The following is a 26,555-nucleotide window of genomic DNA, read 5'->3' as shown; positions in this document are numbered from 1 at the left end:
GAAATCGGGCGGTCCGGTCGACTCGGGAAGGCTGGGGCGTCAGGGTTCGCGCCGTTGGACCACGCCCCTTGCGTACGCGGCCTGGCCCGCGTGTTGGAGGTCGTCCGAGAGGACGCTGACCAGGCGTGCGCCGAGGGTGACCGGGGGGTCCCAGCTCTCGTCGACCACCCGGTCGAGGTCGGCGGCGGTCAGGCTCCGGACGTAGGTCAGGGTCTGTTCGTGCACGGCGTCGTGGTACGCGAGCAGCAGCTCGCCGGACTCGACGCGCACCGCGCCGGCCTGGCCGGCGGTGTGCCCGTAGCCGGTGGCTCCCGCCGGCAGCCGCCGCAGCCCGAGTCGGTCGGCCCATCCCTCGGCCTCCCACACCTGGGTCAGCCCGGCGGCGTCGGCCACGTGGTCGTCCTGCACCCGGGTCAGGTGCCAGACCAGCCAGGCGATCGAGTTCGCCTCCGGGTCGATCCGGGCGTGGAGTTCCTCGATCGAGAGGCCCTCCACGGCCTCGTGGACCACGTCCCGGATCCGTTCGAAGCCGTCCACGAGTACTTCGGTGCCCTTCATGCGCGCTCCCAGCCGTGTGCGTCGCGATCCCCGGCGGCGACCGCCGCCAGGGACCACGATGCGGGCTGCCGGACCCGGCGGCCGGGGCGACACTCCGTCAGCGGCGCCTTCGGCGGCGCAGCAGGATCCCGGCGGCGGCGCCGGCCAGGGCGATCCCGGCCACGCCGGCGGTCGTCCACCAGCCGGTCGCGTCGGAGCCCTTCCCGGCCGGCTCCGGCGCGACCGAGGGGGCGGCGGAGGCCGGGAGGGCGCTCGTCACGGGCGCGGCCGTGCCGGGCCGCGAGGCGTCCGGGGTCGAGGGGCTCGTCGGGATCGACGGTGCCGGGTCCACCACTGGTACGGAGACCTCGTGCTCCGCATGGCCCAGCGCGGGGAAGCCGGCGTCGATGGTCACCGTCCAGGTGCCGGGCGGGAGCGCGCCGGCGGCCATCCACCCGGCGGGGCTGCCCGGTTGGCGCACCAGCGGCCAGGGTCCCTGGGTGCGGCTGCCGTCCGGGCTGACGGCGTTCACGGTGGCCGCGACGGTCTCCTCGACGGGGTCGCCGTCGTTCTCCCAGGTGATGTCGGCGGTGACGTGGCCGTCCCGCTGGCCGGTGATCACCACGGTGAGGTTGTCTCCGTGGGCCTGCGCGGAACCCGCCAGGGCCAGGACGACGATCAGGGCGAGGCCCTGGAGGAGCAGCAACAGGCCGAGGCCGATGACGGCCGGGCGGATCGCCGGGCGCAGTGCGGGGTGGCCCTGGTGGGCCGGGGAGGTCGCCGTGGTCATGGTGCTCCAGGGGGCGTGGTGTGCGGTGTGCGGGGAGGAAAGGGGCCCCGGAGAGCGGCCATTGGGGGGTGGCCGCCCTCCGGGGCGGGGCCGGGATCAGCCGACCTTGCGGGCCGTCCAGACCTGCGCGGGGCGGCCGTCGGCCCGCTGGAGCTCCAGCAGCCACGACCCGTAGTACGGCCGGTTGCCGACGGCGAGGGCGAAGCCGCCGCTCGGGTCGGAGACGGTCACCACCCCGTCGCGGCTGGTCAGCTTCCAGCGCTGCGCGGTGGAGTTCCCGCAGGGCTGCTGGGCGACCCACATCCCGGCGGCCGGGGCGCCGCCCGGCTGGAGGCACTTGCCGGACGCCGCGGAGCGGATGCGGACGAGCCCGCTGCCGGCGTCGTCGAAGAACCACTGCTGCTGCGCGTAGCCGTTGGTGGGGCCGGCGACCAGCACGGTGCCGTCGGCGGTGCGACCGTCCCACAATTCCGCGGCCAGGCCGCTGCTGCCGTTGCCGAGCACGTAGCGGGCGCCCGGGGTGGTGGCTCCGCCGCCCGTGTCGGCCGTACGGAAGGAAGTGGCCTTGCCGGGGCCGCTGTCGCGGCCCGCCGTGTCACGGACGGAGACGGCCGCCGTATGGGCGGTGCCGGGCCGCAGGTTGTACACGCGCAGCGAGGTGGACCGCACCCAGGTGAGGTGCTTGCCATCGAGCAGCACCTGGTACCAATCGGCGCCCGCGATCTTCGGCCAGCTCAGCACCACCGAGTCCGACTGGATCTGGCCGGCCGTCACCACGGGTCCGCCGCTGGGCTTCTTGGTGGGCGAGGGGGACGGCTTGGGGCTGGGCTTCGGCCCCGGGTTCGGATCGGTGCCGCCGCCCCCGCCGCCGCCCTCGGCACGCATCAGGAACTGGTTGTCGGCGATGTTCCAGTGGGTGGCGAGGTAACTGCCCGGCTTCGGGCTGGTGTGGAAGTAGTCGTCGTGGTTGCAGTCCAGGATGTTCTCGGCGGCCTGGTTCGTGCAGACGTTGCGCATCGCCGGGTAGTACGGCGTGTCCGAGTAGCACATGACGTCCCACTCGTCCGTGCAGTGCGCGCCGCGGCTGGTGTTGGGGGCGCTGTTGTTCACGGCGCCGAGGTTGTGGCCGAGTTCGTGCGCGGCGGTGTGACCGCCCCAACAGCCGGAGTCCGTACGGCCGTAGGAGGGGCCGAAGTTGCTCAGGTTGGTCTGTCCGGGCCGCTCGTCGCCGTTGAAGGTGCCGATGCCGCAGTAGACCTGGGTGTCCGCGAAGATCATGTACTTGCGGTCGCGGCGGTCGAGGCCCTTGCCGGCGAGGGCCGTGTTGGTGGCGTTGAACTCGGCGAGCGAGGAGGTCGGGAGCTCGATGCTGAGCACCACCGGGGTGCAGTCGCCGGCGGTCACGTAGCGGATGTGCCGGACGCCGCCGGTCTCTTTGGCGCTCGCCGCGTAGATGACGTCGGCGTCGGCGGCCCACTTGCGGAAGGACGCGAGGTACTCGGCGTAGCGGTCGGAGCCCGGCGGGTGGACGTACACGACCTGCACGCGGTTGCCGGAGGTGCCGTCGCCGTCGCACTGCACGGTCTGGCCGGCCGGGCCGGCGGCGGCGGAACCCTGGGAACCGGACGCGGCGGCGGGTGGGGCCGGGGTGGTGGAGGCGCGGGCGCCCTTCGCGTCGGCGGCGGGCGCGTCCTGAGGACGCCCGTCACCCTCGGAGGCGGCCGGGTCCGAGCCGGCGGGGGTGGCGGGATCGGCCGCGGAGGCCTTCGCCTGGACGGCGGGCCGCACGTCCTTCTTTATGTCGACGCCACCGGGGGGTGCGTCGGGCCCGTGGGTGCAGAGACCCGCTCCGGTGCGGTAGACGCCGGCGCAACGGTCGCCCTTGGGGGCGGCCTCCAGGCCGTCGTAGATCATGCCGCGGGTGTTCTCGTTCGCGGGCGCTCCCGCGAGGGGGGCGGGGTCCGCGTCCCGGGCCGGTGCGGCGGCCGGTTCGGCGGGGGCGGCCGGCCCCGAGGCCTGTACGGGGGTGCCGGCCTCTGCGTTGTCCCCGAGGCCCGAGTAGGCGATGCCCCCCGCGAGCACCGCCGCCGTGGCCATGGCGGCGGTGAGGAGTATGAGCCTGCGCGGTCTGCGGCGGTGTTCGCGGCGTCTGCGTCGGCCCGTGGGTCGTGCTGTCATGCGCACCTCAAGTCCTGATCAGGAGTATGGGTGCGGAAGCTTGCCAGAAGGGCGCCAAGGAGAATTCGGACAAACGGGAGGCCGGACCGAGAAATCGATCCGTTACCTTGTGGTGCGATTTGATGAACCGTCAATTCGCTTTAAAATTAGGTGAGTTACGCGCGTTGCATGGTAAAGGTCCAGGCCATTCAGAGAATCTCGTTATCAAATCGAGATAAGATGTGGAACCTTGTTGACAGGAATTCAGTCAGGTATTCATTCAAAAACTACCTCCCGAATTCCCCCCGTCACGAGCGGTGAGAGCGCGGGAGCCGGCGCGGAGGCGCAAGTCGTCCGCGGGTGCCCAGGCCGCCCGTCCGAAGCGGCGGCGGCAAGGGCACCCGTACGGTCTAGCGTGCGGCGTCCCGCTCCCAGCGGTAGAAGCGCTGGGCCATGGCGTCCTTCGGCCCGCGCCAGGTGTGCGGGTCGTGCGGGCTGATGAAGGCCGAGAGCCGGTCGCTGAGGTCGCGGAACTCCGGGTGCCCGGTGACCTGGGCGATGGCCGGGCCGGGGTCCTTCTCGGACTCGATCAGGTGCAGGTAGACGTCGCCGAACTGGAAGAGGCTGCGACGGCTCACACCGACCAGGGCCGGGAGTTCACCCGCGTCCGAAGTGGCGAACAGGTCGGCGATGTCGGGCGCCGAACCGGGGGCCATGCGGGCGACGATGAGGGCTTGGTGCATCGGGAGAGGTGCCTTTCGTCTCGGGGTTCAGGCGCGGTCGGCCGACGGCTTGCGCTTGGTCGCCGCCTGCTGCTCGATCTTCTTGCGGATCAGTTCCATCTGGATCCGCGAGTTCTGGTTGATGCGCTCGGTCATCCCCACGTCGTCGATGGGGGCGTCCGGCTTCATCGCGAAGTCCTGGACCCACCGCATGCGCGTGCCGCCACCGGGCACCGGGGCGTACTCCCAGTGGATGTTCATGTGCGCGAACGGACCGGTCTCCACTCGGCGGGCCTTCACCGTGAGGCCGTCGCGGTCCACCGTCCGCTCCGAAACCCAGCTCCACACCACGCCGTTCTCGTCCGGGTGCATGGCCAGGCGGAAGCGGGTGGTGTCCCCGGCCTCCTCCAGGATCTCGATCGAGGCGTACTCGCTGAACAGGTCCGGCCAGTTCGGCAGGTCGTTGGTGACCCTCCAGACCAGGTCGACGGGGGCGTTGACGGTGATCTCGTTGTCGGTGTGTCCAGGCATGTCAGGCTCCGGTCATGAGGCTGTTGTTGACGAGGTCGAGGAACTCGCGCGGGCTCTTGCAGCGGTCCGCGTCCGTGGGCAGGGCGCGGCCCCGCCGGTTCTCCAGCTCACCGACGATGCCGAGCAGGCCCAGGGAGTCGAGGCCGTAGTCGTCGAACTGGGAGTCCGGACGGTTCGCCATCTCGGTGGGGTCGACGGTGATGCCGGCGGTCTTCATGAGGGCCGCCAGCTCTTCGAGGGTCAGTCGGTCGGACATGGTGCCTTCTCTCTGTTTCCTGCTTCCTGGGGTCGCGCCGAAGAGCGCACGGCCCTGCCGAAGGGTCACGGTCCCCAGGCGCCGGACCCTGGCCCGGCACGGAGGACGAGTGCCGCGTTCGACCCCATTTGGCCCCGGCTCAGGACGAGCGCGGTCCGCAGGGGGGTGACACGGGCGCTGCCGGTGACCAGGTCGAGGTCGTGGCAGACGTCGAAGACGTTCGGCGTGGGCGGCACCACGCCGTGCTCCAGGGCCAGTACCGCGGCCGCCGTGTCCAGGGTCCCGGCGGCGCTGTACGCCCGCCCGGTGCCCGTCTTGGGAGCGGTGACGGGTACCTTCGCGGCCCGGGCCCCGAACACCTCGTGCAGGGCCCGCACCTCGGCCGCGTCCGCCTCCGGGACGCCCATGGCGTCCGCGAAGACCACGTCCACTTCCTCGGGAGCGCAACCGGCCTCCCGCAGGGCGCCGCGCACGGCGTGGACCAGGCCCTCGGCCGAGTCCGCCCAACGGCCCGGCCCCGTGAAGGTCGCCGCGTGCCCGGCCAGCAGGGCCCGTACGGGCGCGCCCCGCCGCTCGGCGGCCGCCAGGGCCTCGACGGTGAGCATCGCGCCGCCCTCGGCCGGGACGAACCCGCAGGCCTTGTCGGTGAAGGGCCGGTAGGCGCGCTCCGGGTCGTCGTGGGTGCTGAGCCCCTCGTACCCGAGCTGGCAGACCATCGAGTACGGCGCGAGCGGGGCCTCCGTCGCGCCGACCAGCATGACCCGGCTGCCCTGACGGATCGCCCGCGCGGCGTGCGCGAAGGCGTCCAGCCCGCCCGCCTCGTCGCTCGCCACGACCCCGCAGGGGCCCTTGAAGCCGCGCCGGATGGAGACCTGGCCGGTGCTGGCCGCGTAGAACCAGGCGATCGACTGGTACGGGCCGACGAAGCGGGGGCCGCGCCCCCACAGTCGCTGGAGCTCGCGCTGCCCGAACTCGCCGCCGCCCGAGCCGGCCGCCGTGACCACGCCCACCGCGTACGGGTCGTCCTCGTAGTCGCCCCGGCCGAGGCGGGCGTGCTCCAGCGCGAGGTCGGCCGCGGCCAGCGCGTAGTGGCTGAAGCGGTCGGTCTGCACCAGGAAGCGGTCCTCGACCAGACTGCCCGGCTCGAAGCCCCGCACCTCGCCCGCGACCCGCAGCGGCAGGTGCTCGCAGCCCTGCCGGGTGACCCGGTCCAGCACGCTGTCGCCGGACTGGGTCGCCTTCCAGAAGGCGTCGACGCCGATTCCGTTGGGCGCGACGACCCCGATGCCGGTGACCGCCACCGGCTGAGCGGCAGTACGGCCGTTCACGCGCGTACCTCCTTGGGCTGGGTCATGACCACGGCGGACTGGAAGCCGCCGAAGCCGCTGCCGACCGACAGCACGCCGCGCAGCTCGCGGCTGCGCGCGGTGCGCGGCACGTAGTCGAGGTCGCACTCCGGGTCGGGCGTCTCGTAGTTCGCCGTCGGCGGCACCACGTGGTGGGTCATCGCCAGCACGCAGGCCGCCAGCTCGATCGCCCCGATGGCGCCCAGGGAGTGCCCCACCATCGACTTGATGGAACTCATCGGCGTCTTGTACGCGTGGGCGCCGAGCACCCGCTTCACGGCCGCCGTCTCGTGACGGTCGTTCTGCTTGGTGCCCGAGCCGTGCGCGTTGACGTAGTCGATCCCGTCGGCGCCGATCCGGGCCTGGGCCAGCGCCGTCTCGATGGCGCGGGCCATCTCCAGGCCGTCGGGGGTCAGCCCCGTCATGTGGTGGGCGTTGCCGAAGGTGGCGTACCCGCCGATCTCGCAATAGACGGTCGCCCCGCGCGCCCGGGCGTGCTCCAGCTCCTCCAGGACCAGGACGGCCCCGCCCTCGCCGAGGACGAACCCGTCACGGTCGGCGTCGAAGGGCCGGGACGCGTGCGCGGGGTCGTCGTTGTTCGGGGAGGTTGCCTTGATGGCGTCGAAGCAGGCCACCGTGATGGGGGAGACCGGGGAGTCGGACGCGCCCGCGATGCACACGTCCATCCGGCCCTCCTGGATGGAGTGCACCGCGTACCCGATGGCGTCGAGCCCGGACGTGCAGCCCGTGGAGACGGTCTGCACGGGGCCCCGCGCACCCGTCTGCTCCGCGACCGCGGAGGAGAGGGTGGCGGGGGTGAAGGCGCGGTGCAGAAAGGGGGAGGCGAGGCGGTGGTCCACGTCCCACCACTCGCCCCGCTGGCTGACGTCGACGTAGTCGTGTTCCAGCCGGGTGGTCCCGCCGACCGCCGTCCCCAGGGAGACGCCCGTGCGCCAGGCGCTCTCGCCGGTGATCTCCAGGCCCGCGTCGGCCACCGCCTCGCGGGCGGCGACCAGGGCGAACTGGATGTAACGGTCCGCCCGGGCCGCCTCGTCGGGGCTCAGGCCGTGCTCGGCCGGGTCGAAGTCGACCTCGGCGGCTATCCGGGAGCGGAACCCGGCCGGGTCGAAGAGGGTGATGCCCCGTGTGGCCGTACGGCCGTTGGACAGCAGCTCCCAGAAGGCGCGGGTGCCGATGCCCCCGGGGGCGACGACTCCGACGCCCGTGACGGCCACCCGCCGGCGGGTCACGAGACCACCCCCGAACGCTCCGGCGGCCGCTCGGCCCACAGCGAGGCCTCCGGGTGCGGAGCCTCCTCGGTGTCCACGTGGCCCAGCTCCGGGCTCGGCGCCAGCGGGCCGAGGTGGAAGACCATGCGGGCCTCCGTGTCACCGACGTTGCGGAAGCGGTGGCGCACGTTCAGCGGGACCAGGAGCCCCTGGTCGACCCGGAGCGGGTGGGCCTCGCCGTCGAGGTCGACCTCCAGGCTGCCGGCCACCACGAACACGAACTCCTCGGAGTACGGGTGGTAGTGCTCGGCGATCGACTCCCCGGGCGCCATCACCGCCAGCCCCATGAACCCGCTGGTCGAGCCCACCGACGTCGGGGTGAGCACGGCACGCAGGTCACCGCCGCGCCTGCGGTTGGGCTGGGTCTCGCTGATGTCGACGATGCGCGGGTGATGTCTGGTCATGGGATGTCCTCCTGGCGGATGCGGAGCCTGGTCACGGGCTGCCGGGTGCGGTGGGGGGGAGCGGGGCCGGGGCGTCGTCGCCCCGGCCTGCCGGATCAGGGCTGCGCCGGGGCCCGGCGGTCGGTGATCAGGTCCATGGGGTGCGGGGCGGGGGAGCGGTCCGACGGCGGCGCGGTCAGCAGCCGCGCGAGCACCGCCGCCCTGCGGGGTCCCTCGATGCCGAAGCCCGCCGCGAAGCGGCCCTCGGCGGGCCCGGCCACGTCGAGCAGGCGCACCACGACGTCGTCGCGCTGGAAGATGCTGCTGCTCAGCACCGGGCTCGTGGAGAGCTTCGCGGCCGTCTCGTCCTGCCGCGCCAGGAAGCGGGCCACCAGCGGGCCGCAGCCGGGCTTCGCCGGGTAGTAGAGCGCGTGCCGCGTCACCTGCTCGGGCTGCGGACCGTGCGCGGCCACGTGGTGGACGGCCGGCAGGGCCGCCCGCATGAAGAACATCCGGGCGGACTCGGGGTCGGTCAGGTCCCGGTCGCGCTCCAGGTAGGGGTTGATGGCCTGCTCCACCGCGCGGACCTCGGGCTGCTCCGACACGTGGCGCAGGGCCGCCGTCAGGTCGCCCTGCACCTCCACGGCCCGGACCACCCGGTTGCCGTGCATGAACAGCGAGGTGCGGCACAGGCGGGTGTGGTCGTCGACGCGGGCCGAGGGGGAGTCGTAGGACGACAGCAGCTCGGCCACCTTGTCCTCGCTGCCCGGCTTCACGGTGAAGGTCAGCGCGTGCCGGACCACACCCGCGCCGAGGCGCGGGGAGGGCTGGAGCCGGGCGGCGACGGCCGTCTGGGGGGCCTCGTAGCGCCTGCCGGTCTCGCGCAGGACGGTGAACGTCAGCGGGCGCATGGCGCGGGCGCAGGCGCCCAGCGGCCGGACCTGCTCGGCGTGCTCCTCGCTGTTCACCCAGGCGAGGTACTGCGGCGCGCTCTCCCACTCGCTGGTGATCAGCCACTGCGAGGGGTTCGCGAAGGACTGGCACAGCTGGTCGCCGAGATGCCCGGGCACCGACGCGATGTCGTGGCGCAACTGCTCGTACGCGTCGAAGAACCGCTGTTGGGCCCCCTCGTGCAGGTCCATCAGCAGGACGACCCGGAGCATGGAGCCGTCGAAAGCGGACTGGGACACCCGTTCGGACAGGGTGGTTGTCATCTGCTCACTCCTTCGTGCGGGCACGGAGACCGGCGCGGTACGCGCTCACCGGCGTCGTCGGCGGTGACTGTCCCGGGGGACGCGGGGCCTCGGGGCCTGCGCGGTCGGGTACGTCGGGCGGTACGACCGGGACGGGCCGCCGCTGTCGCTCATCGTCGTCCGGCCGGGTACGTATCGCTACATCTCCGGATCAAGCGGGTGACAAGAGGCGACTCGCCAGGGCAAGAGCACTGATCCCGGGCATGAGGTGTGCACTGCCCCCCACACGAAACAGGAGCCCGCAGCTGATGGAAGAGCATGCCGACGTTCGCGTACCGGTCCTCGTCGTGGGCGGCTCCCTCGTGGGCCTGTCCACCTCGCTTTTCCTGAGCCGTCACGGCATCAGGCACCTGCTGGTCGAGAAGCACTCCGGTACCTCGGTCCACCCCCGCGGACGCGGGATCAACGCCCGGACGATGGAACTGTTCCGGGTCGCCGGCGCGGAGCCGGCCATCCGCGAGGAGGCCTCCGCCCTGGAGGCCAATCAGGGCATCCTGCAGACGGAGGCCCTGATCGGCGGAGAGCACAAGTGGCTGATCAAGGCCGTCGACCCCAGCGGTGCGCTGAAGAAGTTCAGCCCCACCGGCTGGTGCCTGTGCAGCCAGAACAACATCGAGCCCGTGCTCGCCGAGCAGAGCCGCGCCCAGGGCGCCGACGTGCGCTTCTCCACCGAACTGATGAGTTTCGACCAGGACGCCGACGGAGTGACGGCCCTGGTGAAGAACCGCGACACCGGTGAGCACCTCACCGTCCGCGCCGACTACCTCATCGCCGCCGACGGCCCCCGCAGCCCCGTCCGGGAAGCCCTCGGCATCCGCCAGACGGGCAACGGCGAGCTGTTCCACAACGTCAGCATCGTCTTCCGCTCGGAGCGGCTCGCCGAGCTCCTGGGAGACCTCCGCTTCATCGTCTGCTACCTGATGAAGCCCGGGGCCGACGGCGCCCTGCTGCCCGTGGACAACGAGACCCAGTGGGTCTTCCACGCCCCCTGGCACCCGGAGACGGGCGAGACCCTGGAGGACTTCACGGAAGAGCGCTGCGCGGCACAGATCCGCAACGCCATCGGCGTCCCCGACCTCGACGTGGAGATCGGCGGGAAGGCCCCCTGGCACGCCGCCGAACGGGTGGCGGAGCAGTACCGGGTCGGCCGGTCCTTCCTCGTCGGCGACGCCGCCCACGAGATGTCCCCGACCGGCGCGTTCGGCTCCAACACCGGCATCCAGGACGCGCACAACCTCGCCTGGAAGATCGCGGCGGTGCTGAACGGCTCCGCCGGGCCGGAACTCCTGGACACCTACCACGCCGAGCGCCTGCCGGTGGCCCAGGCCACCAGCCTGCGGGCGTCCGCCCGTTCGGCCGAGCACAGCCACCCCGGCTACGTGCCCCCGCCCACCATGGGCGGCGGCCCCGGCAGCGGGGTCCTCGTCACCGCCATGGGCTACGCCTACCCCCGGGGCGCGGTCCTCGGCGGCGACCCCGAGCGCCCGATCATCCCCGAGGGCATGCGCCTCAAGGGCGACGTCGGCACCCGCGCCCCGCACATGTGGCTCACCCGGGCCGGGCAGCGGATCTCCACGCTGGACCTGTACGAGACGTCCTTCGTGCTGCTCAGCGCCCAGGGCACGCCCTGGAACGAGGCGGCCGGGCGGGTCGCGCGGGAACTGGGCGCACGCCTGGACGCCTACGCGATCGGCTCCGCACCGGACGCGGACCTGGTCCAGCCGGCCGACGCCGACTGGGCGGAGCTGCACGAGCTCCCGGCCGACGGAGCGGTCCTCGTACGGCCGGACGGGTTCGTGGCCTGGCGCTCCGAGGGCGCCGCGGGCGATCCGCACGCGACGCTCCTGGAGGCGATGACGCGGCTCCTGCGCCGCGCCTGAACCGGCGGGCCCGCCGCCTCAGCGGCAGGCCCAGCAGCCCGACCAGCAGCCGTGGCCCGCGGGCCGCGGCTGCGGTCGGTGGTGCCGGCGCGCCCCGTCGGGGCGGGCCGCCGACCGCGCCCGCGCGGCCCGGCCCGCCAGGCAGGCCACCACGACCGCGACGGCGGCCAGTTCCTCGGGTTCGGCGTGGCCACGGTGGACCCGGAGCAGGCTGGCTATGGGCGCTTCGCTCGTCATCGGCACGGCCTCTCATCAGGAGAGTTCACCTGTCCGGGCCACCGGAGCCCGACGCTGACGACGCTACGAGCCGGCCGCGGGCCTGTCGTGCGGGGGAGCGCTGTCCACACCCATCCGTGCGACACGCCCGGGAACGGGGTCGGGTCCGCCGGGCATCCGCCGGGCCTGCGACGGGCCTGCGAAGGGCGCCCGCCGGTCACCTACCGGACGCCGAGCTTCACCCACCGCGCGACGCTCGGCACGCCCTTCCCGTCGATCAGGAACAGCATGTAGTAGCCGGGCGGGGCGTCCGCCGCCGTCGGCGGGGTCCGCAGGCCGACGACCTCGCCGCGCACCCCGGTCAGGGTCAGGTCCAGGTGGCGCTGGCTGGTGTTGACGGCGTGGGTGACCGTGGTCGGCGCGAGCAGCACGGCCCGCCGGACCGCCCCGGCCGTCGCGCTGCGGACCTCGAAGGCCGCGCCGTACGCCAGCTCCCCGCGCGGGACCCGGTCCAGGGCGGGCCGCGGACCCCGGTGGAGGTAGGCGGGCTCGTAGATCTCGATGCTGCCGTCCATGGAATCCCCGATGTCGGGGTCGTTGGCGATCTGCTGGAGCTCGTCCCCGGTGACCATCACCCGGCCGTCGGGCAGCACCAGGGCGTTGGAGTGGTAGCCCCGGGGGATCCGCTGGGCCGGCCCGAGCCGCCAGTGGCCCCGGGCGTCGCGCAGCTCCGTACGGCGGTACTTGAGGTCGGCCTTCGGGTTGAAGGGGCCGTTGCCGTAGTCGCGGGTGCTCAGGGCTCCGTTGACGGTGAGCAGGGTGGCGTCCGGCAGGATCAGGGTGTCGTCCTGGGTGCGCCCGAAGGCCCGGGGCCCGGCGGTGCTCCACCGGCCCGCCGACAGCACGTAGGTGTTGGGATCGTGCGGGTCGCCGCCGAGGACGAGGACCGAGTCCGGGCCGCGCAGCCCGGCCGGGAGGGGGACGGCGGATCCGTAGCCGCGGAAGTCGGCCGGACGGCGGGGGAGGTCCGCGCGGGTCTCGCGCACCGGGTCGAACAGCCACTGCTGGTCGGCGTCCCGGCCCAGGCCGTAGACCATCCCGTCGCGCAGCGAGAAGAGGTGCGGGTAGTCGTTGCGGAAGGGGGCGTCCGCCCCGAACCGCTCCGGGGCGATGTCCAGGGGGATGTCGTACGGCCGCCAGGGCACGGGCAGCCGCTTCGCCGGGAACCGCTCCACCACCGGGGTCGGGGTGCCCGTACCGCGCTCGGACTGGCCGGACATGACGAGCTGTCGGCCGTCGGCCCCCGTGACCACCGAGGGGTACCAGCGCCCCACCGACATGTCCCGGTTGCGGTACCAGGTCTCGGTCCACGGGTCGAACACGAAGGACAGCCGGGCGCCGCTGCCGCCCTTGCCGCCCGTGTTGCCGCCGAACACCGCGACCATCCCGTTGGGCAGGAAGGCGTGGCCGGCGCAGAAGAACGGGGCGGGGCGCGGGGTGTGCGTGCCGTCCGGCATCAGCACGGTCGGCGGGCGGACCTCCTTGAAGGCGCGGCGACCGGTCCCGGCACTCGGGTCCCACAGGAAGGCGCGGCCGGCGTTGGTGCGGCCGATCCGGTCGGTGGGGCCGGTCTCCTTGGTGGGGTTCACCTCGACCCGCTCGAAGGAGAAGAGGAGCACCTTGCCGGTCGGGAGCTGCGCGAGGTGCACCCCGAAGTCGGGGGAGGGGAAGAACTCCGCGAACCGACCGAACCGCGCCGCCGGGAAGGCTGCGTTGGCCCGCCCCTGGGACTCCGTCAGGGAGGCGAGCCCCGCCGTCCGCTTGGCCTGCGGATACTCCTCGGCGCCCCGCGCGGCACTGCGGCGGACGGCGTGCGCCCGGGCGTGCTCCTCGCCGATCAGGGCGGCCTCGGCCGGGTCCGCCGGCGCACCGGCGGGGTCGCCGGCGCGGGACGCGTCGTGGGCGGGGTCCCGGGCGGAGTCGTGGGGTGCCCGGAGCCGGGGCGTCGCGGGAGCGGCCGAGGCCGGGGCCGGGGCGAGCGGCAGGGCCCCGAGTGCCAGCGCGCAGAGGAGGGCGCCGGCCGACAGGGCGGCGGACCGCGGGGCGGACCGGTGGGCTCGGGACATGCGTCTCCTCGGGGTGCGACCGCCGCGACGGGACGCCCATGCTAGGAGAAATGCCGCGAACCGCCCCACAGGGCGCGACCGGACCTCCCCGGAAGGCCCCACCTCCGGACCGCCCCACCGCCGCACCGCCGCCCCGGCCGGGGGCCGCGATCAGGCGCCCACGTACTCCGCGAGGTGCTCCCCGGTGAGGGTGGACCGGGCGGCCACCAGCTCGGCGGGCGTGCCCTCGAAGACGATCCGGCCGCCGTCGTGACCGGCCCCCGGGCCGAGGTCGATGATCCAGTCGGCGTGCGCCATCACGGCCTGGTGGTGCTCGACGACGATGACCGACTTGCCGGAGTCCACGAGCCGGTCCAGCAGACCCAGCAACTGCTCGACGTCGGCGAGGTGGAGGCCGGCCGTCGGCTCGTCGAGCACGTACACCCCGCCCTTCTCCGCCATGTGCGTCGCCAGCTTCAACCGCTGGCGCTCGCCGCCGGACAGCGTGGTGAGCGGCTGCCCCAGACTCAGGTAGCCGAGCCCGACGTCCACGAGCCGCCGCAGGACGGCGTGCGCGGCCGGCGTCCGGGCCTCGCCGGCGCCGAAGAACTTCTCGGCCTCGGCCACCGACATCGCGAGCACCTCGCTGATGTCGCGCCCGCCGAAGTGGTAGTCGAGCACCGAAGCCTCGAACCGCTTGCCCTCGCAGTCCTCGCAGGTGCTGGTGACGCCCGCCATCATCCCGAGGTCGGTGTAGATGACCCCGGCGCCGTTGCAAGTGGGGCAGGCTCCCTCGGAGTTGGCGCTGAACAACGCGGGCTTGACCCCGTTGGCCTTCGCGAAGGCCTTGCGGATCGGGTCGAGCAGCCCGGTGTACGTCGCCGGGTTGCTGCGGCGCGAGCCGCGGATCGCGCTCTGGTCCACCGACACCACGTCCGCCCCGGGCGGGATCGACCCGTGCACGAGCGAGCTCTTGCCGGACCCCGCGACCCCGGTGACGACGACGAGGACCCCGAGCGGGACGTCCACGTCCACGTCGCGCAGGTTGTGCGCCTTCGCGCCGCGGATCTCCAGCGTGCCCGTGGGTTCGCGCACCTCCTCCTTGACCGCCGCCCGGTCGTCGAGGTGCCGCCCGGTGACGGTGTCGCCGCCCCGCAACCCCTCGACGGTCCCCTCGAAACAGACGCTGCCGCCCGCCGAACCGGCGCCGGGGCCGAGGTCCACCACGTGGTCGGCGATCGCGATCGTCTCCGGCTTGTGCTCCACCACGAGCACCGTGTTGCCCTTGTCCCGCAGTCGCAGCAGCAGGCCGTTCATCCGCCGGATGTCGTGGGGGTGCAGGCCGGTGGTCGGCTCGTCGAAGACGTAGGTGGTGTCGGTGAGGGAGGAGCCGAGGTGACGGATCATCTTGACGCGCTGCGCCTCGCCGCCCGACAGCGTCCCGGCCGGCCGGTCGAGCGACAGGTAGCCCAACCCGATTTCCACGAACGAGTCGAGGGTCTCGCCCAACGCCGTCAGCAACGGGGCCACCGAGGGCTCGTCGAGACCGCGGACCCAGTCGGCCAGGTCGCTGATCTGCATCGAGCACGCGTCGGCGATGTTGGTCCCGTCGATCCGCGAGGACCGGGCCCCCTCGCTCAGCCGGGTGCCGTCGCACTCGGGGCAGGTGGTGAAGGTGACCGCCCGGTCCACGAACGCCCGGATGTGCGGCTGGAGCGCGTCGCGGTCCTTGGCGAGGAAAGACTTCTGGATCTTGGGGACGAGGCCCTCGTAGGTGAGGTTGATGCCGTTGACCTTCACCTTCACCGGCTCGCGGTAGAGGAAGTCGTGCATCTCCTTCTTGGTGTACTTCCGGATCGGCTTGTCCGGGTCAAGGAAGCCCGACTCGGTGAAGATCCGTACGGTCCAGTGGCCGTCGACCGAGTAGCCGGGCACGGTGATCGCGCCCTCGGCGATCGACTTGGAGTCGTCGAAGAGCTGGGTGAGGTCGATGTCCGAGACCGCCCCGCGGCCCTCGCAGCGCGGACACATGCCGCCGGTGCGGTTGAAGGTCGCCTTCACCGTCTTCTTGTTGCCGCGCTCGACGGTGATCGCACCGCTGGCCCGCACCGAGGGGACGTTGAAGGCGAAGGCGCCGGGCGGGCCGATGTGCGGCAGGCCCAACCGGCTGAAGAGGATCCGCAGCATCGCGTTGGCGTCGGTGGCGGTGCCGACCGTCGAGCGGGGGTCGGCGCCCATCCGCTGCTGGTCGACGATGATCGCGGTGGTCAGCCCCTCCAACACGTCGACCTCGGGCCGCGCCAGCGTGGGCATGAAACCCTGCACGAAGGCGCTGTACGTCTCGTTGATCAGCCGCTGCGACTCCGCGGCGATCGTGCCGAACACCAGCGAGCTCTTGCCCGAACCGGAGACACCGGTGAACACCGTCAGCCGGCGCTTCGGGATCTCGATGCTGACGTCCTTGAGGTTGTTCACGCGCGCTCCGTGCACGCGGATCAGGTCGTGGCTGTCGGCGACGTGAAGCGCGGGCGCCTGCGTGTCCGTCCTCTTGGCCATGCTGGTGGTCTCTCCTTCTCGGTACGGGTCTACAGGTACGGATCCGCGGGCGCGGGTGTGGGTGGGCGCGGGTCTGCGCGGGCTCAGCGGACCTCGTTGAAGCGGACGTGATTGCCCGCGGGGTCGCGGAAGGCGCAGTCGCGCACGCCGTACGGCTGCTCGGTCGGCTCCTGGATGACCTCGGCCCCGCCGGCCACCAGCCGGTCGAAGGTGGCGTCCAGATCGGTGGTGGCCAAGATGATGCGGGCGTAGCTGCCCTTCGCCATCAGCTCGGCGATCGTGCGGCGCTCCTCCTCGTTGAGGCCGGGGTCCGCGGCCGGCGGCTCCAGGACGATGGACGTCCCGGGCTGGCCGGCGGGGCCGACGGTGAGCCAGCGCCGCCCGCCGAAGGCGACGTCGTTGCGCACCTCGAAGCCGAGGGTGTCGCGGTAGAAGGCCAGGGACGCGTCGGCGTCCTCGTGGGGGAGGAAGGCGGTGTGAATGGTGATGTCCATGAACATCACGCTAGCCGGGGCTCCCGGGCCGCGCTTCTCGATTCCTGATCGGTCTGGTCACCTGTTTCGCGACGCACGCGGGCATTTCCCCCGAGCCGCTCGCCGCCTCCTTCCGGTAGGCGCTGGGCGACATGCCGACCAATTCAGTGAAACGCGTGCTGAACGTGCCCAGGGACGAGCAACCGACCTCGAAGCAGACCTCCGTGACGCTGAGGTCGCCGCGGCGCAACAACGCCATCGCGCGCTCGATCCGCCGTGTCATCAGGTAGCCGTACGGAGCTTCCCCGTAGGCGAGCTTGAACTCACGGCTGAGGTGTCCCGCGGACATGTGCACGCCGCGCGCCAGCGCCTCGACGTCCAGGGGTCGCGCGTACTCACGGTCCATCCGGTCGCGGACGCGGCGCAGGAGCGCGAGGTCGCGCAGGCGCTGCGCGGGGTCAGGTCTGCTGGTCACTCCGCGATCGTACGCCGGGCCTCCGACACCCGCCCCGGAGCACGCAGAACGCACAGAGAACGCAGAACGTCCGGAAAACGAAAAACGCCCCGGACGAATTGACGTCAGAGGCGCGCAGAAGAGTATATTTGATGTTTCACGTCTGCATTTGAAATGCGGCGTGGTCAAGCTTTACAGGGGCATCGTATCGCGCGGGGAGCGGAATTGTCAAATACGGAATTTCAGATCGAGCAGCAATTCATCACCGATCTGTACGCGCGTCTCGAAGACCTCCGCGGCGAGGCCGAGCGGGCGGTCCGGGGAGCCCTCGGCGTGGCGGCGACCGGAGCGCAGACGCGCCTGGAGCGGGACGTGCTCGTCGCCGAGCAGTCCGGGCTGCTCTCCGCCCTGGACTCGGCCGAGCACGGCCTCTGCTTCGGCCGGCTGGAGTTCTCCGACGGCCGCGACCACCACATCGGCCGCATCGGGATCCGCCGCGACGACCCCGAATGGACCCCCCTCGTCGTCGACTGGCGGGCCGAGGTCGCGCGCCCCTTCTACCTCGCCACCGGCCACGTCCCCATGGGACTGCGCCGCCGCCGGCACCTCACCACCCGGGGACGCCGGGTCACCGCACTCCACGACGAGATCCTCGACCTCTCCGACACCGAGCGCACCGGCCTGGAGGGCGCCGACGCGGACGCCGTGCTGCTCGCCGCCCTCGACGAGGCCCGCACCGGCCGCATGCACGACATCGTGCGGACGATCCAGGCAGAGCAGGACCGCATCATCCGCTCGCCGCACCGGGGGATCCTCGTGGTGGAGGGCGGCCCCGGCACCGGGAAGACCGCCGTCGCGCTGCACCGGGCCGCCTTCCTCCTCTACGCGCACCGCGAGCTGCTCGCCCGGCGCGGGGTGCTGATCGTCGGCCCGAACCCGGCCTTCCTCGGCTACGTCGGCGAGGTGCTGCCCGCTCTCGGTGAGACCGGGGTCCTCCTCGCCGCCCCCGGAGACCTGTTCCCCGGCGTCCACGCCACCGGGACCGACCGCCCCGGCGCCGCCGCCGTCAAGGGCCGCGCCGACATGGCCGAGGTCCTCGCCCGGGTCGTCGCGGACCGCCAGACCCTGCCCGAGGAACTCCCCGCGGGCAGCGGCGAGGACAGCGCCGTCGTCCCCGAACCGGCCCTGGAGATCGACCACGACGACTACGGCACCCTCCTCCTGGACCGGACCATGGCCCACCGGGCCCGCGACCGGGCCCGCGCATCCGGCGTGCCGCACAATCTGGCCCGCCCCTACTTCGCCTTCGCCGTCATCGACTCCCTCACCGCCCAGCTCGCCGACCGGCTCGGCGCCGACCCCTACGGCGGCCCGAACCTCCTCGGCCCCGACGACATCGCGCAGCTCGGCAAGGAGATCGCCACCAGCGCCGAGGTGCACGCGGCCATCGACAGCCTGTGGCCGCCGCTGACCCCCACCCGACTCGTCGCCGAGTTCCTGGCCGACCCCACCCACCTGCCGGCCGCGGACGCCGAGCTGATCCGGCGCTCCGGCGGCGAGTGGACCCCCGCCGACGTACCGCTCCTGGACGAGGCCGCCGAACTCCTCGGCGTGGACGACACCGCCGAGCGGGCCGCCGCCGAACGCGACCGGCTCGAACGCGTCGCCTACGCCCAGGGGGTGCTCGACCTCTCGCAGGGCTCGGACTCCTACGAGTTCGAGGACGCGGAGAACGAGTACCTCGCCGCACACGACGTGATCGACGCCGAGCGCATGGCGGAACGCCACGAGGAGGCCGACCACCGCACCACCGCCGAACGCGCCGCCGCCGACCGCACCTGGGCCTTCGGGCACGTCATCGTCGACGAGGCGCAGGAGTTGTCCGCCATGGCCTGGCGACTGCTGATGCGCCGCTGCCCCACCCGCTCCATGACCCTGGTCGGCGATCCGGCCCAGACCGGGGACGAGGCGGGCGTCGGCTCTTGGCGGCGGATCCTGGAGCCCTACGCGGGCGAGCGCTGGGAGCGGGTCCGGCTCGACGTCAACTACCGCACCCCCGCCGAGATCATGGAGGTCGCGGCCGCCGTGCTCCGCGCCCGCCACCCCGGCTTCGAACCGCCCCGCTCCGTCCGCTCCACCGGCGCCCGGCCCTGGCTGCGGGAGACCGGCGACCTCCCGGCCGCCGTCGCCGAGGCCGTCCGCGAGGCGGCCCCCGTGGAGGGACGGCTCGCGGTGATCGCCCCGCGCGACCTGCACCCGGCGCTCGCCGAGGCCCTGCCCGGCGTACGGGCGGGGGCCGCTCCGGACCTCACCCGTCCCGTGGTCCTCCTCGACCCGAGGCAGGCCAAGGGGCTGGAGTTCGACACGGTGCTCGTCGTCGAGCCCGCCGACCTCACCCCGAGCGACCTCTACGTGGCCCTCACCCGCGCCACCCAGAACCTCGGCGTCCTGCACACGGGCAGACTCCCCGCGGGGCTGTCGGGCTGAGCGCCGGGAACCGGTCAGGAGGACACGACACCTGGCCGGTTTCGGGCCCCGCCGCGGGGGCGCGAACGACGTACCGTGTGCGGATGGCCGTGGTCGACATCACCTCCGGCGCCGCGAACTTCGCCGCCGACCCCTACTCCTTCTACGCGGCGCTGCGCGCGGCCGGTCCCGTCCACCGGGTCGGTGACACCGGCCCCCTCGACCCACCGCACTGGATCGTCGTCGGCTACGAGGAGTCCCGGCAGGCCCTCAACCACCCGGATCTGCTGAAGGACCTGCGCAACGCCGGGCTGCTCCAGGGGCTGGAGGCGACCGCCGCCAACGCCAACATGCTGGAGTCGGACGCTCCCCACCACACGCGGCTGCGCCGGCTGGTGTCCCGCGAGTTCACCGCCCGCCGCGTGGAGGCGCTGCGCCCGCGCGTCCAGCAGATCACCGACGACCTCCTCGACGCCATGGCCGCCCGCCCCGAGCGCGCCGGTGACCTGATCGCGGAGCTGGCGTTCCCCCTGCCCATGACGGTCATCTGCGAACTCCTCGGCGTCCCCGACCTCGACCGTGAACGCTTCCGGCGCTGGTCGAACGCGGTCGTCACCCCCGATCCGGGCACCGTCGACAACGAAGCCCACCGCCTGCTGAGCGCCTACCTCGCCGAACTCGTCGCGGACAAGGTCGACAAGCCGGGGGAGGACCTGCTCAGCGCCCTGATCCGGACCCGCGACGAAGACGGCGACTCGCTCTCCTCCGACGAACTGATCGGCATGGCCTTCCTGCTGCTCATCGCCGGCCACGAGACCACCGTGAACCTCATCTCCAACGGCGTACGGGCCCTGCTCGCGCACCCCGAACAGCTCGCCGCGCTGCGCGCCGACCCCGAGGGCCTCCTCGACGGCGCCGTGGAGGAGATGCTCCGCTACGACGGGCCCGTCCAGAACGCCACCTTCCGCTACGCCGCCAAGGACGTGGAGATCGGTGGCACGACCATCCCCGCCGGCTCCGTGGTCCTCGCCTCGCTCGCCGGCGCCGACCGGGACCCCGAGCGCTTCGCCGAGCCGGACGCCTTCGACATCCTGCGCGCTCCGCAGGGCCACCTGGCCTTCGGGCACGGCCTGCACTTCTGCATCGGGGCCCCGCTGGCCCGGATGGAGGGCCGCATCGCGATCCGCGCGCTGCTGGAGCGCTTCCCCGACCTCGCCGAGGACCCGGAGGCAGGCCCTCCGCAGTGGCTCCCCGGCAGCCTGATGCGGGGCGTGCGCCGGTTGCCCGTGCGCTGGTAGTCGCTCGCCCCACGGGCGGCGGCCGGGCGCGCACCCGGGTGGCGTGCGCCGAACGGCGCACGCCCCGGCCCGTTTTGGTTCGGTGACGGATCCTCAATACGATCCGGCGATGATCACAAGAAAACGGCTGGCGGCCGGGGCCTGCGGCCTGTTCGTCGCCTTGACCGCGGGGCTCCTCCCGACCACCGCAGCCGCTGCCGACGGACCCGCGAAGGAACCGCCCAAGGTCGAGCTGGTCCTCGACGTCAGCGGCTCGATGCGGGCGACCGACATCGACGGACAGTCCCGGATGGCCGCCGCCAAGCAGGCCTTCAACGAGGTCCTGGACGCCGTCCCCGACGAAGTCCGCCTGGGCATAAGGACCCTGGGCGCGACCTATCCGGGCGACGACCGCAACCTCGGCTGCAAGGACACCAAGCAGCTCTACCCGGTCGGCGCGGTCGACCGTACCGAGGCCAAGACGGCCGTGGCCACCCTCGCCCCCACCGGCTGGACCCCCATCGGCCCCGCTCTGCTCGGCGCCGCGCAGGACCTGGAGGGCGGCAACGCGACCCGCCGGATCGTCCTGATCACCGACGGCGAGGACACCTGCGCCCCGCTCGACCCCTGCGAGGTGGCCCGTGACATCGCCGCCAAGGGCATCCACCTCGTCATCGACACCCTCGGGCTCGTCCCCGACGCCAAGACCCGCGCCCAGCTGACCTGCATCGCCGAGGCCACCGGAGGCACCTACACCTCCGTGCAGCACACCGCCGAGCTCTCCGGCAGGGTCAAACAGCTCGTCGACCGCGCCGCCGACCCCGTGGCCACCCCCGTCGCCACCGCGGGCGCCAAGCAGTGCGAGGGCGCTCCGAAGCTCGGCGCGGGCCTCTACAGCGACCGCGAGTCCTTCGGCGAACACCGCTGGTACCAGGTCGAGGTCCGACCGGGTCAGGAACTGCGCGCCTCCGTCAGCATCGGCTCCGACCGGGCCGTCAACAACGACTACGGCGTCCTCCTGCGCGCCGTCACCGTCCACGGGCGGGAGATCGTCCGCGGCTCCGAGGCCGGTGACGGCCGGACCGACGTGATCTCCACCGGACTGCGCTACCCGAAGGCCGAACTGGACGGGGTCGACGGCGACGCCGCCGAGGCCCCCGAGACGGTCTGCCTCCAGGTGAGCAACTCCTTCGCCGCCGGGCCCGCCGTCAAGACGGCCCCCGGCATGCCCGTGGAGTTGACCGTCGACCTCGTCGACGGCCCCGACTCCGGCTCCGACGTGGCCTCCTTCGGTCTCGGCCGCGGCTGGTGGCTGTTGGGCCTGCTGGTCCTCAGCGGCCTGCTCGCGGGTCTCGTCTGGGGCTGGATCTCGCGCTGGCGCATCTCCGTCTGGAGGACCAACTGATGTACGCCGTACGCACCCTGACCGCCGCCCTGCTCGCCGGAGCGGCCCTCCTCGCGCCCGCCGCCGCCGCGTCGGCCGCGCCCACTCCGACCCCGAGCAAGACCCAGGACGGGTCCGGGCCCACCGAGGCCGGGACCGATTTCCGCACCGCGACCGTCTTCCGCCCCGGCCAGAAGGCCGTCGCCGCCGCCTCGACCGGCGACTACCTGTACTGGGCGTTGCCCGTCGACACCGGCCAACGGGTCACCGTACGGGCCGCGGTCACCCTCCCCGAACCGGCCGCCCGACACGGCGCGCAGACCTGGCAGCTCGACGTCTACGACGGCCTGCGCCGCCGTCAGGCCTGCACCTACGGCTCCCAGAGCGTCGCCGCCGGCCGCGAGGCCGCCACCGCCGAGCTGTCCTGCACCCTGCGCACCGTCCGTTCGGGGGCCGAGCCCTGGGCCAACGACCCGCTGCCCGGCACCTACTACGTACGCCTGACGGTCGTCGGGCTGCCCGAGGAGGACCTCGGCCAGCCCGTGAAGGCGCGGCTGGAGGCCGACGTCCGGGAAGCGGGCGGAGCGCAGGCCGTGGACGCGGCGCTCGCCGAACCGCTGGTGCCCGGGGTCGCGGGCGCCTCCGAGCAGCAGCGGGCCGCGCGCGCCCCCGAGGACGGCTGGTCCGGTGGCTGGTGGTCCGACCGCTGGCTCTGGACGGCCGCCGGTGGGATCCTCGGGGCCCTCGCGGGCATCTGGGGCTACACCCTGACTCGCGGTCCGGGCCGCCCCGGCCGCCCGACGTCCGAGGCCTGAGAGGGCTGCCGCCGCGCCCCTCGGGCGCGGCGGCACCACGGGGCGATGATCATCCGGACACGGAGCGTGGGCTATGTTGGAACCAGAGTGACGTGAGAAGGAGGCCCTCCGGTGTCATCGGGGCAGCAGGCACGAGCGCAGGCGGCCGCGATCACGCCCGGCGACAGCGCGCCGCAGCGGGACCGGCCGCCGGCCGACCGCCTCCTCGCGCTCTTCGACGGCCACCGCCTCTCCCCGGGCCAACGGCGAATCGCCCAGTACCTGATCGACCACCTCACCGAGGCCGCCTTCCTGTCGATCACGGACCTCGCCGACCGCGTCGGCGTCAGCCAGCCCTCGGTCACCCGGTTCGCCGCCTCCCTGGGCTTCAGCGGCTACCCCGCCCTGCGGGAGGTCCTCCAGCCGATCGCGCTCAGCGCCGTCGCCGCCACCCCCGACAGTCGCGAGCAGTTCCGTCACAACGAGTTGCAGGCCGCCGTGGACGCCGAGATCGAGAACCTGGAGAACGTCCGCCGGCTCCTCTCCGACACCAACCGGATCCTCGACATCGGCCGCGACCTGGCCCGCTCGGTGCCCCTGACCGTGCTGGGCCTGCGCATCTCGGTCTCACTCGCCGAGTACTTCGCGTACGCGGCCCGCCGCATCCACCCCGACGTCCGCCTCGTGACCCGGGGCGGCAGCGTGGCCTACGACGCGCTGCTCCAGTCCCGGGCGGCCGGCGGCAGCTGGGTGTTGGCCTTCGCCATGCCCCGGCACGCCAACGAGACCCTGGCGGCGCTCAGGGCCGCCCGCAGTACCGGCCTGCGCGTGGTGCTCATCACCGACCCCACCGTGGGGCCCCTGGTCGACGAGGCGGACGTGACGCTGACCGCCGGCACCGGCTCCCGGCTGGTCTTCGACTCCTACGCCGCCCCCGGAATGCTCTCCGCCGCCCTGCTCCAGGCGATGGCGGACGCCGATCCCGAGCGGACCCAGGCCCGGCTGGAACAGTACGAGCAGGTCGCCGACCAGCACGGATTCTTCATGTAGCGCAAGGGCTGCCCCCTCGATCCGCACGCGGATATTCATGACCGAGGGGTGCATGAATTTTTTCATACCCTTGCGTACTCGACGGTATATATGTTTACTGGCGGCGGCGCTCGGATCCATCAGATGCCAAGGAGGGCGTCCCCACGTCCTCCTGAACAGACACCCGGTACGCCGCTCCTCCTCACGGCGCGACCGGGTGCCGAGTCAGGGCTTTCGGATCCCTTAGCAGCGCCCCCGGCGGCCTCGGTCAACCCCTGGGCCGAGGCCGCCCCCCACACCCCAGCAGTGTCTCGATCAGAGTTCGACACCCCTCGGAAGTGACGAGAATGCCCCAGACGGCCACCCTCACGCGCAGCCCGGACTGGCCCCTCCAGGTCAAGGCGCCCGGCACGCACGACTGGGAGCGCACCGCCACCCGCTGGCTGCGCGACCTCCTCCCGGCCCGCTACGGCGGCTACCTGACGCTGACCCGTCACCACGCCCTCCTCGCCCGACACGTACAGCTCCAGCTCCAGCACGAGATGCGCGCCGTCGGCGTGGCCCTGCACACCAGCCGGGCCGATCTGCCGAACATGGGCGTCGCCGAGTCCGTCATCGAGAACACGATCAGGATGTACGCCGTCGAGCTGGAGCAGTTGGGGCGCCTCGCCCGCGGCGCGCGCCTGGTCTCGGAGGCGCTCGTCGCGCACGCTCCGGGCCCGCGCGGACGCTGACCCGGAGCGGTAGCCGGGGCCTCAGCCCTGGCACAGGCCCCGGGTGTAGTCGTAGGTGGCGGTGGCGCGCGAGTACGTCCACTGCGGGTCCAGCAGGTCGCTCTTGAGCCGGCCGGCCGCTGCCGCGTCCTCGACGACGTAGCCGAAGTCCTGGAGCCAGGACGGATACAGGTTCTTCGAGCCGATGTAGAAGGCGGAGCCGTCCACCGAGATCAGCTTGTGGTGCTGGGCGTACGGCTTGCCGTCCGCCCACGTCGCCCGGTCCGAGGCGCGGAACGTCGCCAGCTGGAGCCCCTCGCACATCGCGGCCCGGGCTTTCGCGCCGTCCCCGGTCAACGCCGTCAGCCGGCCGCGCAGGGCGTCGCTCACCTCGGACAACGACCTGATCTGCGAGTAGCCTCCGCTGCCGATCGCGCCCCGGTTCGCCGGGTCGCCGACGACGATGCGCACCTTCACCCCGGACGCCAGCTTCGCGGCGAGCGCGTCGTAGAGGCGGACGTCGTAGCGGGGGAGCGGCGGGCAGGTCGCGTGGACGTCCTGCTGGGAGATCTCGATGTGCGAGCCGGCCCCGGCGACCAGTGCGCGCAGGGCGCTCTCCTCCGGGTTGACCGTGTCGTAGTCCCGGTCGGCGTTGGTGTGGTCGGTGAGGCCGATCCCGCACCTGGTGTCGCCCGCCGTCGGCAGGACCGGACGGAACGCCGAGGTCGGGTCGCTCTGGCGGATGCCCACGCCGAGGCCGCCGACGGCGAGGACCGGTACGTCACCACCACCGCCGGCCGGAGCGGCCGGGCGGGGGAGGGCGGACATGCAGTCCGCGCCTGCCGAGGCGGCGAACCAGACGGCGCTCCAACTCCCCTTGTTGCGGCAGGTCCAGTCCCACAGCACGTCCAGGTAGCGGCCGGCGGAACCGGCGGCCGGCCCGGACAGGGCGAGGTCGACGTCGTTCACCGGGTGGGCGGTGTCGAGGTAGTCGTCCTTCCAGCTGTTGACACCGCCGGTGATCACCGAACTCCCGTCCACCACCACGAGTTTGGAGTGATTCCAGGAGAACGCCGTCTTCGAGGTGGTCATCGAGGCCACGTTGAGGGTGATGTGCGCGGCGTCCGGCCCCAGTGCGCCGAGCAGCTCGTCGCGGAAGGCGGACGGGAGCACGTTGGCGTGATAGACGGGCGCGGCGCCCACCAACACGCGCACCCGCAGCCGATTGCCCTTCCCCACCGACTCCTTGAGGCCGGCCACGATCGCGTCGCGGAAGCCGCCGTTGGGGAAGGGGGCCAGCGTGGATATGTCCACCGTCTGTCGGGCGGCGGCGATGTCCTGACGGGTCTTGTCGAGGAGGCGGCGCGATCCCGGCCGGTCGGCGCAGCCGGCGTCGCCCCAGCAACCGGGCGTCTGGAGCAGCCAGTCGGCGCCGCCGGGGGCGGTGGAGCCCAGGCGGTTGCCGGCGGTCCGCTCCCATACCGAACCCTCCAGGCCGGGCGACACCCGACGCAGGGCCTGCTCGACCGCATCCAGGTGCGGGGTGGGTGGGTCGGCGTACGCGGGGGAGGCCGCGAGCAGGGCGAGGGAGAGCGCGAGGGCGGACGCGGAGGTGAGGGCCGTCGTGCGGACGCTGCGTGCCAATGTGGTTCCTTGACTGGGGGGTGGCTCCGTCCGGGAGGTCCGAGGAGCCGACCCCCGGGCGTTGTCGACCCGCGCAAGTTACCAACGCGTAGCTTCCCGTTCACCCCACCCCGTCGACTTCCGGACACCGGTCGTACGGGGCGTCGCGCCGGGCTCCGTACCGGCGCTTCGCAGGGGCCTGAGGGTCCGGGAGCGGGGGTCGTGCGGCGGGGGTGCGGGCGGGAGCGGGGCAATCGGCGCGAACTGGTCCATTCGGTTGGGACTCGGGGGCGCGCGGAACGGTTCCGGGACTCGGAGCCC

The 26,555-nt window shown here is 72.9% G+C and carries 23 protein-coding genes; 7 read left to right on the top strand and 16 right to left on the bottom strand.

Features of this window, described 5'->3' with window-relative positions; translation table 11 throughout:
* Positions 1-39: 39 nt before the first annotated feature.
* The 10 genes from ACIOD1_RS11000 to ACIOD1_RS10955 all read right to left on the bottom strand — a co-directional run bounded on the left by ACIOD1_RS11000 (position 40) and on the right by ACIOD1_RS10955 (position 9,225).
* Positions 40-558 carry a DinB family protein gene (locus ACIOD1_RS11000; protein WP_401901584.1) on the bottom strand — a complete coding sequence of 173 codons (519 nt, stop codon included), beginning with the start codon at positions 556-558 and terminating at the stop codon, positions 40-42.
* Positions 559-655: 97 nt separating this feature from the next.
* Positions 656-1,327 (bottom strand): LPXTG cell wall anchor domain-containing protein, encoded by a 672-nt coding sequence (locus ACIOD1_RS10995; RefSeq protein ID WP_401901583.1) that lies wholly within the window; start codon positions 1,325-1,327, stop codon positions 656-658.
* Between the two features lie 96 nt (positions 1,328-1,423).
* Positions 1,424-3,505 carry an RICIN domain-containing protein gene (locus tag ACIOD1_RS10990; RefSeq protein ID WP_365612332.1) on the bottom strand — a complete coding sequence of 694 codons (2,082 nt, stop codon included), beginning with the start codon at positions 3,503-3,505 and terminating at the stop codon, positions 1,424-1,426.
* Positions 3,506-3,894: 389 nt separating this feature from the next.
* On the bottom strand, positions 3,895-4,227 hold the full coding sequence (locus tag ACIOD1_RS10985; RefSeq protein ID WP_365612335.1) for a TcmI family type II polyketide cyclase: 333 nt from the start codon (positions 4,225-4,227) through the stop codon (positions 3,895-3,897).
* A 27-nt stretch (positions 4,228-4,254) separates the two neighbouring features.
* Positions 4,255-4,737 (bottom strand): SRPBCC family protein, encoded by a 483-nt coding sequence (locus ACIOD1_RS10980; protein WP_365612338.1) that lies wholly within the window; start codon positions 4,735-4,737, stop codon positions 4,255-4,257.
* A 1-nt stretch (position 4,738) separates the two neighbouring features.
* The gene (locus ACIOD1_RS10975) at positions 4,739-4,993 is read right to left on the bottom strand and encodes an acyl carrier protein (RefSeq protein ID WP_365612341.1); all 255 of its coding nucleotides are present in this window, start codon (positions 4,991-4,993) and stop codon (positions 4,739-4,741) included.
* A gap of 65 nt (positions 4,994-5,058) precedes the next feature.
* Positions 5,059-6,321 carry a ketosynthase chain-length factor gene (locus ACIOD1_RS10970; protein ID WP_365612344.1) on the bottom strand — a complete coding sequence of 421 codons (1,263 nt, stop codon included), beginning with the start codon at positions 6,319-6,321 and terminating at the stop codon, positions 5,059-5,061.
* Positions 6,318-7,589, bottom strand: coding sequence for a beta-ketoacyl-[acyl-carrier-protein] synthase family protein (locus ACIOD1_RS10965; RefSeq protein ID WP_365612347.1), 1,272 nt, complete (start codon positions 7,587-7,589; stop codon positions 6,318-6,320). The genes ACIOD1_RS10970 and ACIOD1_RS10965 overlap by 4 nt, the downstream gene beginning before the upstream one ends.
* On the bottom strand, positions 7,586-8,032 hold the full coding sequence (locus tag ACIOD1_RS10960) for a cupin domain-containing protein (protein WP_365612350.1): 447 nt from the start codon (positions 8,030-8,032) through the stop codon (positions 7,586-7,588). Before ACIOD1_RS10960 ends, ACIOD1_RS10965 begins: the two co-directional genes overlap by 4 nt.
* A gap of 95 nt (positions 8,033-8,127) precedes the next feature.
* Positions 8,128-9,225, bottom strand: a complete 1,098-nt coding sequence (locus ACIOD1_RS10955) for a SchA/CurD-like domain-containing protein (RefSeq protein ID WP_365612353.1) — start codon at positions 9,223-9,225, stop codon at positions 8,128-8,130.
* A gap of 287 nt (positions 9,226-9,512) precedes the next feature.
* Between ACIOD1_RS10955 and ACIOD1_RS10950 the strand changes: the two genes are divergently transcribed.
* Entirely contained in the window at positions 9,513-11,144 is a 1,632-nt protein-coding gene (locus tag ACIOD1_RS10950; RefSeq protein ID WP_365612356.1) for an FAD-dependent monooxygenase, read from the top strand.
* Between the two features lie 18 nt (positions 11,145-11,162).
* Here ACIOD1_RS10950 and ACIOD1_RS10945 read toward each other — a convergent pair whose 3' ends face one another.
* The 5 genes from ACIOD1_RS10945 to ACIOD1_RS10925 form a co-directional block, all read right to left on the bottom strand.
* Entirely contained in the window at positions 11,163-11,381 is a 219-nt protein-coding gene (locus ACIOD1_RS10945) for an acyl-CoA carboxylase epsilon subunit (RefSeq protein WP_365612359.1), read from the bottom strand.
* A gap of 200 nt (positions 11,382-11,581) precedes the next feature.
* Positions 11,582-13,486, bottom strand: coding sequence for a galactose oxidase-like domain-containing protein (locus ACIOD1_RS10940; protein WP_401901579.1), 1,905 nt, complete (start codon positions 13,484-13,486; stop codon positions 11,582-11,584).
* 150 nt (positions 13,487-13,636) lie between these two features.
* Positions 13,637-16,021: an ATP-binding cassette domain-containing protein gene (locus ACIOD1_RS10935; RefSeq protein WP_401901577.1), complete on the bottom strand. Its 2,385-nt coding sequence runs from the start codon at positions 16,019-16,021 to the stop codon at positions 13,637-13,639.
* Positions 16,022-16,104: 83 nt separating this feature from the next.
* Positions 16,105-16,515: a VOC family protein gene (locus ACIOD1_RS10930; RefSeq protein WP_365612368.1), complete on the bottom strand. Its 411-nt coding sequence runs from the start codon at positions 16,513-16,515 to the stop codon at positions 16,105-16,107.
* A 10-nt stretch (positions 16,516-16,525) separates the two neighbouring features.
* On the bottom strand, positions 16,526-16,969 hold the full coding sequence (locus tag ACIOD1_RS10925) for a helix-turn-helix transcriptional regulator (protein ID WP_365612371.1): 444 nt from the start codon (positions 16,967-16,969) through the stop codon (positions 16,526-16,528).
* A gap of 204 nt (positions 16,970-17,173) precedes the next feature.
* Here ACIOD1_RS10925 and ACIOD1_RS10920 point away from each other — a divergent pair, with 204 nt between their 5' ends.
* From ACIOD1_RS10920 to ACIOD1_RS10895, 6 genes are all read left to right on the top strand, one after another.
* Positions 17,174-19,435 (top strand): HelD family protein, encoded by a 2,262-nt coding sequence (locus tag ACIOD1_RS10920; RefSeq protein ID WP_401901574.1) that lies wholly within the window; start codon positions 17,174-17,176, stop codon positions 19,433-19,435.
* Between the two features lie 83 nt (positions 19,436-19,518).
* Positions 19,519-20,712: a cytochrome P450 gene (locus ACIOD1_RS10915; protein WP_365612377.1), complete on the top strand. Its 1,194-nt coding sequence runs from the start codon at positions 19,519-19,521 to the stop codon at positions 20,710-20,712.
* 109 nt (positions 20,713-20,821) lie between these two features.
* The gene (locus tag ACIOD1_RS10910; protein ID WP_365612379.1) at positions 20,822-22,096 is read left to right on the top strand and encodes a VWA domain-containing protein; all 1,275 of its coding nucleotides are present in this window, start codon (positions 20,822-20,824) and stop codon (positions 22,094-22,096) included.
* The gene (locus tag ACIOD1_RS10905) at positions 22,096-22,890 is read left to right on the top strand and encodes a hypothetical protein (RefSeq protein ID WP_401901571.1); all 795 of its coding nucleotides are present in this window, start codon (positions 22,096-22,098) and stop codon (positions 22,888-22,890) included. The genes ACIOD1_RS10910 and ACIOD1_RS10905 overlap by 1 nt, the downstream gene beginning before the upstream one ends.
* 111 nt (positions 22,891-23,001) lie before the next feature.
* A complete protein-coding gene (locus ACIOD1_RS10900) occupies positions 23,002-23,919 on the top strand; it encodes a MurR/RpiR family transcriptional regulator (RefSeq protein WP_365612384.1) in 918 nt (305 codons plus the stop codon).
* 326 nt (positions 23,920-24,245) lie between these two features.
* Positions 24,246-24,632, top strand: a complete 387-nt coding sequence (locus ACIOD1_RS10895; RefSeq protein WP_365612386.1) for a hypothetical protein — start codon at positions 24,246-24,248, stop codon at positions 24,630-24,632.
* Positions 24,633-24,653: 21 nt separating this feature from the next.
* Here the strand turns inward: ACIOD1_RS10895 and ACIOD1_RS10890 are convergent, their stop codons facing one another.
* Complete coding sequence (locus ACIOD1_RS10890) at positions 24,654-26,255, bottom strand: phospholipase (RefSeq protein ID WP_401901569.1); 1,602 nt, start codon at positions 26,253-26,255, stop codon at positions 24,654-24,656.
* Positions 26,256-26,555 lie beyond the last annotated feature (300 nt).

Origin of the sequence: Streptomyces sp. NPDC088097 (assembly GCF_044741845.1) — a bacterium.
GTDB lineage: Bacteria > Actinomycetota > Actinomycetes > Streptomycetales > Streptomycetaceae > Streptomyces.
Note: the sequence above shows the minus strand (reverse complement) of the source record. Positions and strands in the feature narration are given on the sequence as shown.

Coding starts and splice junctions, on each gene's coding strand:
- ACIOD1_RS11000 (WP_401901584.1), bottom strand. CDS start 558: ATGAAGGGCACCGAAGTACTCGTGGACGGCTTCGAACGGATCCGGGAC.
- ACIOD1_RS10995 (WP_401901583.1), bottom strand. CDS start 1,327: ATGACCACGGCGACCTCCCCGGCCCACCAGGGCCACCCCGCACTGCGC.
- ACIOD1_RS10990 (WP_365612332.1), bottom strand. CDS start 3,505: ATGACAGCACGACCCACGGGCCGACGCAGACGCCGCGAACACCGCCGC.
- ACIOD1_RS10985 (WP_365612335.1), bottom strand. CDS start 4,227: ATGCACCAAGCCCTCATCGTCGCCCGCATGGCCCCCGGTTCGGCGCCC.
- ACIOD1_RS10980 (WP_365612338.1), bottom strand. CDS start 4,737: ATGCCTGGACACACCGACAACGAGATCACCGTCAACGCCCCCGTCGAC.
- ACIOD1_RS10975 (WP_365612341.1), bottom strand. CDS start 4,993: ATGTCCGACCGACTGACCCTCGAAGAGCTGGCGGCCCTCATGAAGACC.
- ACIOD1_RS10960 (WP_365612350.1), bottom strand. CDS start 8,032: ATGACCAGACATCACCCGCGCATCGTCGACATCAGCGAGACCCAGCCC.
- ACIOD1_RS10955 (WP_365612353.1), bottom strand. CDS start 9,225: ATGACAACCACCCTGTCCGAACGGGTGTCCCAGTCCGCTTTCGACGGC.
- ACIOD1_RS10950 (WP_365612356.1), top strand. CDS start 9,513: ATGGAAGAGCATGCCGACGTTCGCGTACCGGTCCTCGTCGTGGGCGGC.
- ACIOD1_RS10945 (WP_365612359.1), bottom strand. CDS start 11,381: ATGACGAGCGAAGCGCCCATAGCCAGCCTGCTCCGGGTCCACCGTGGC.
- ACIOD1_RS10940 (WP_401901579.1), bottom strand. CDS start 13,486: ATGTCCCGAGCCCACCGGTCCGCCCCGCGGTCCGCCGCCCTGTCGGCC.
- ACIOD1_RS10935 (WP_401901577.1), bottom strand. CDS start 16,021: ATGGCCAAGAGGACGGACACGCAGGCGCCCGCGCTTCACGTCGCCGAC.
- ACIOD1_RS10930 (WP_365612368.1), bottom strand. CDS start 16,515: ATGGACATCACCATTCACACCGCCTTCCTCCCCCACGAGGACGCCGAC.
- ACIOD1_RS10915 (WP_365612377.1), top strand. CDS start 19,519: ATGGCCGTGGTCGACATCACCTCCGGCGCCGCGAACTTCGCCGCCGAC.
- ACIOD1_RS10910 (WP_365612379.1), top strand. CDS start 20,822: ATGATCACAAGAAAACGGCTGGCGGCCGGGGCCTGCGGCCTGTTCGTC.
- ACIOD1_RS10905 (WP_401901571.1), top strand. CDS start 22,096: ATGTACGCCGTACGCACCCTGACCGCCGCCCTGCTCGCCGGAGCGGCC.
- ACIOD1_RS10895 (WP_365612386.1), top strand. CDS start 24,246: ATGCCCCAGACGGCCACCCTCACGCGCAGCCCGGACTGGCCCCTCCAG.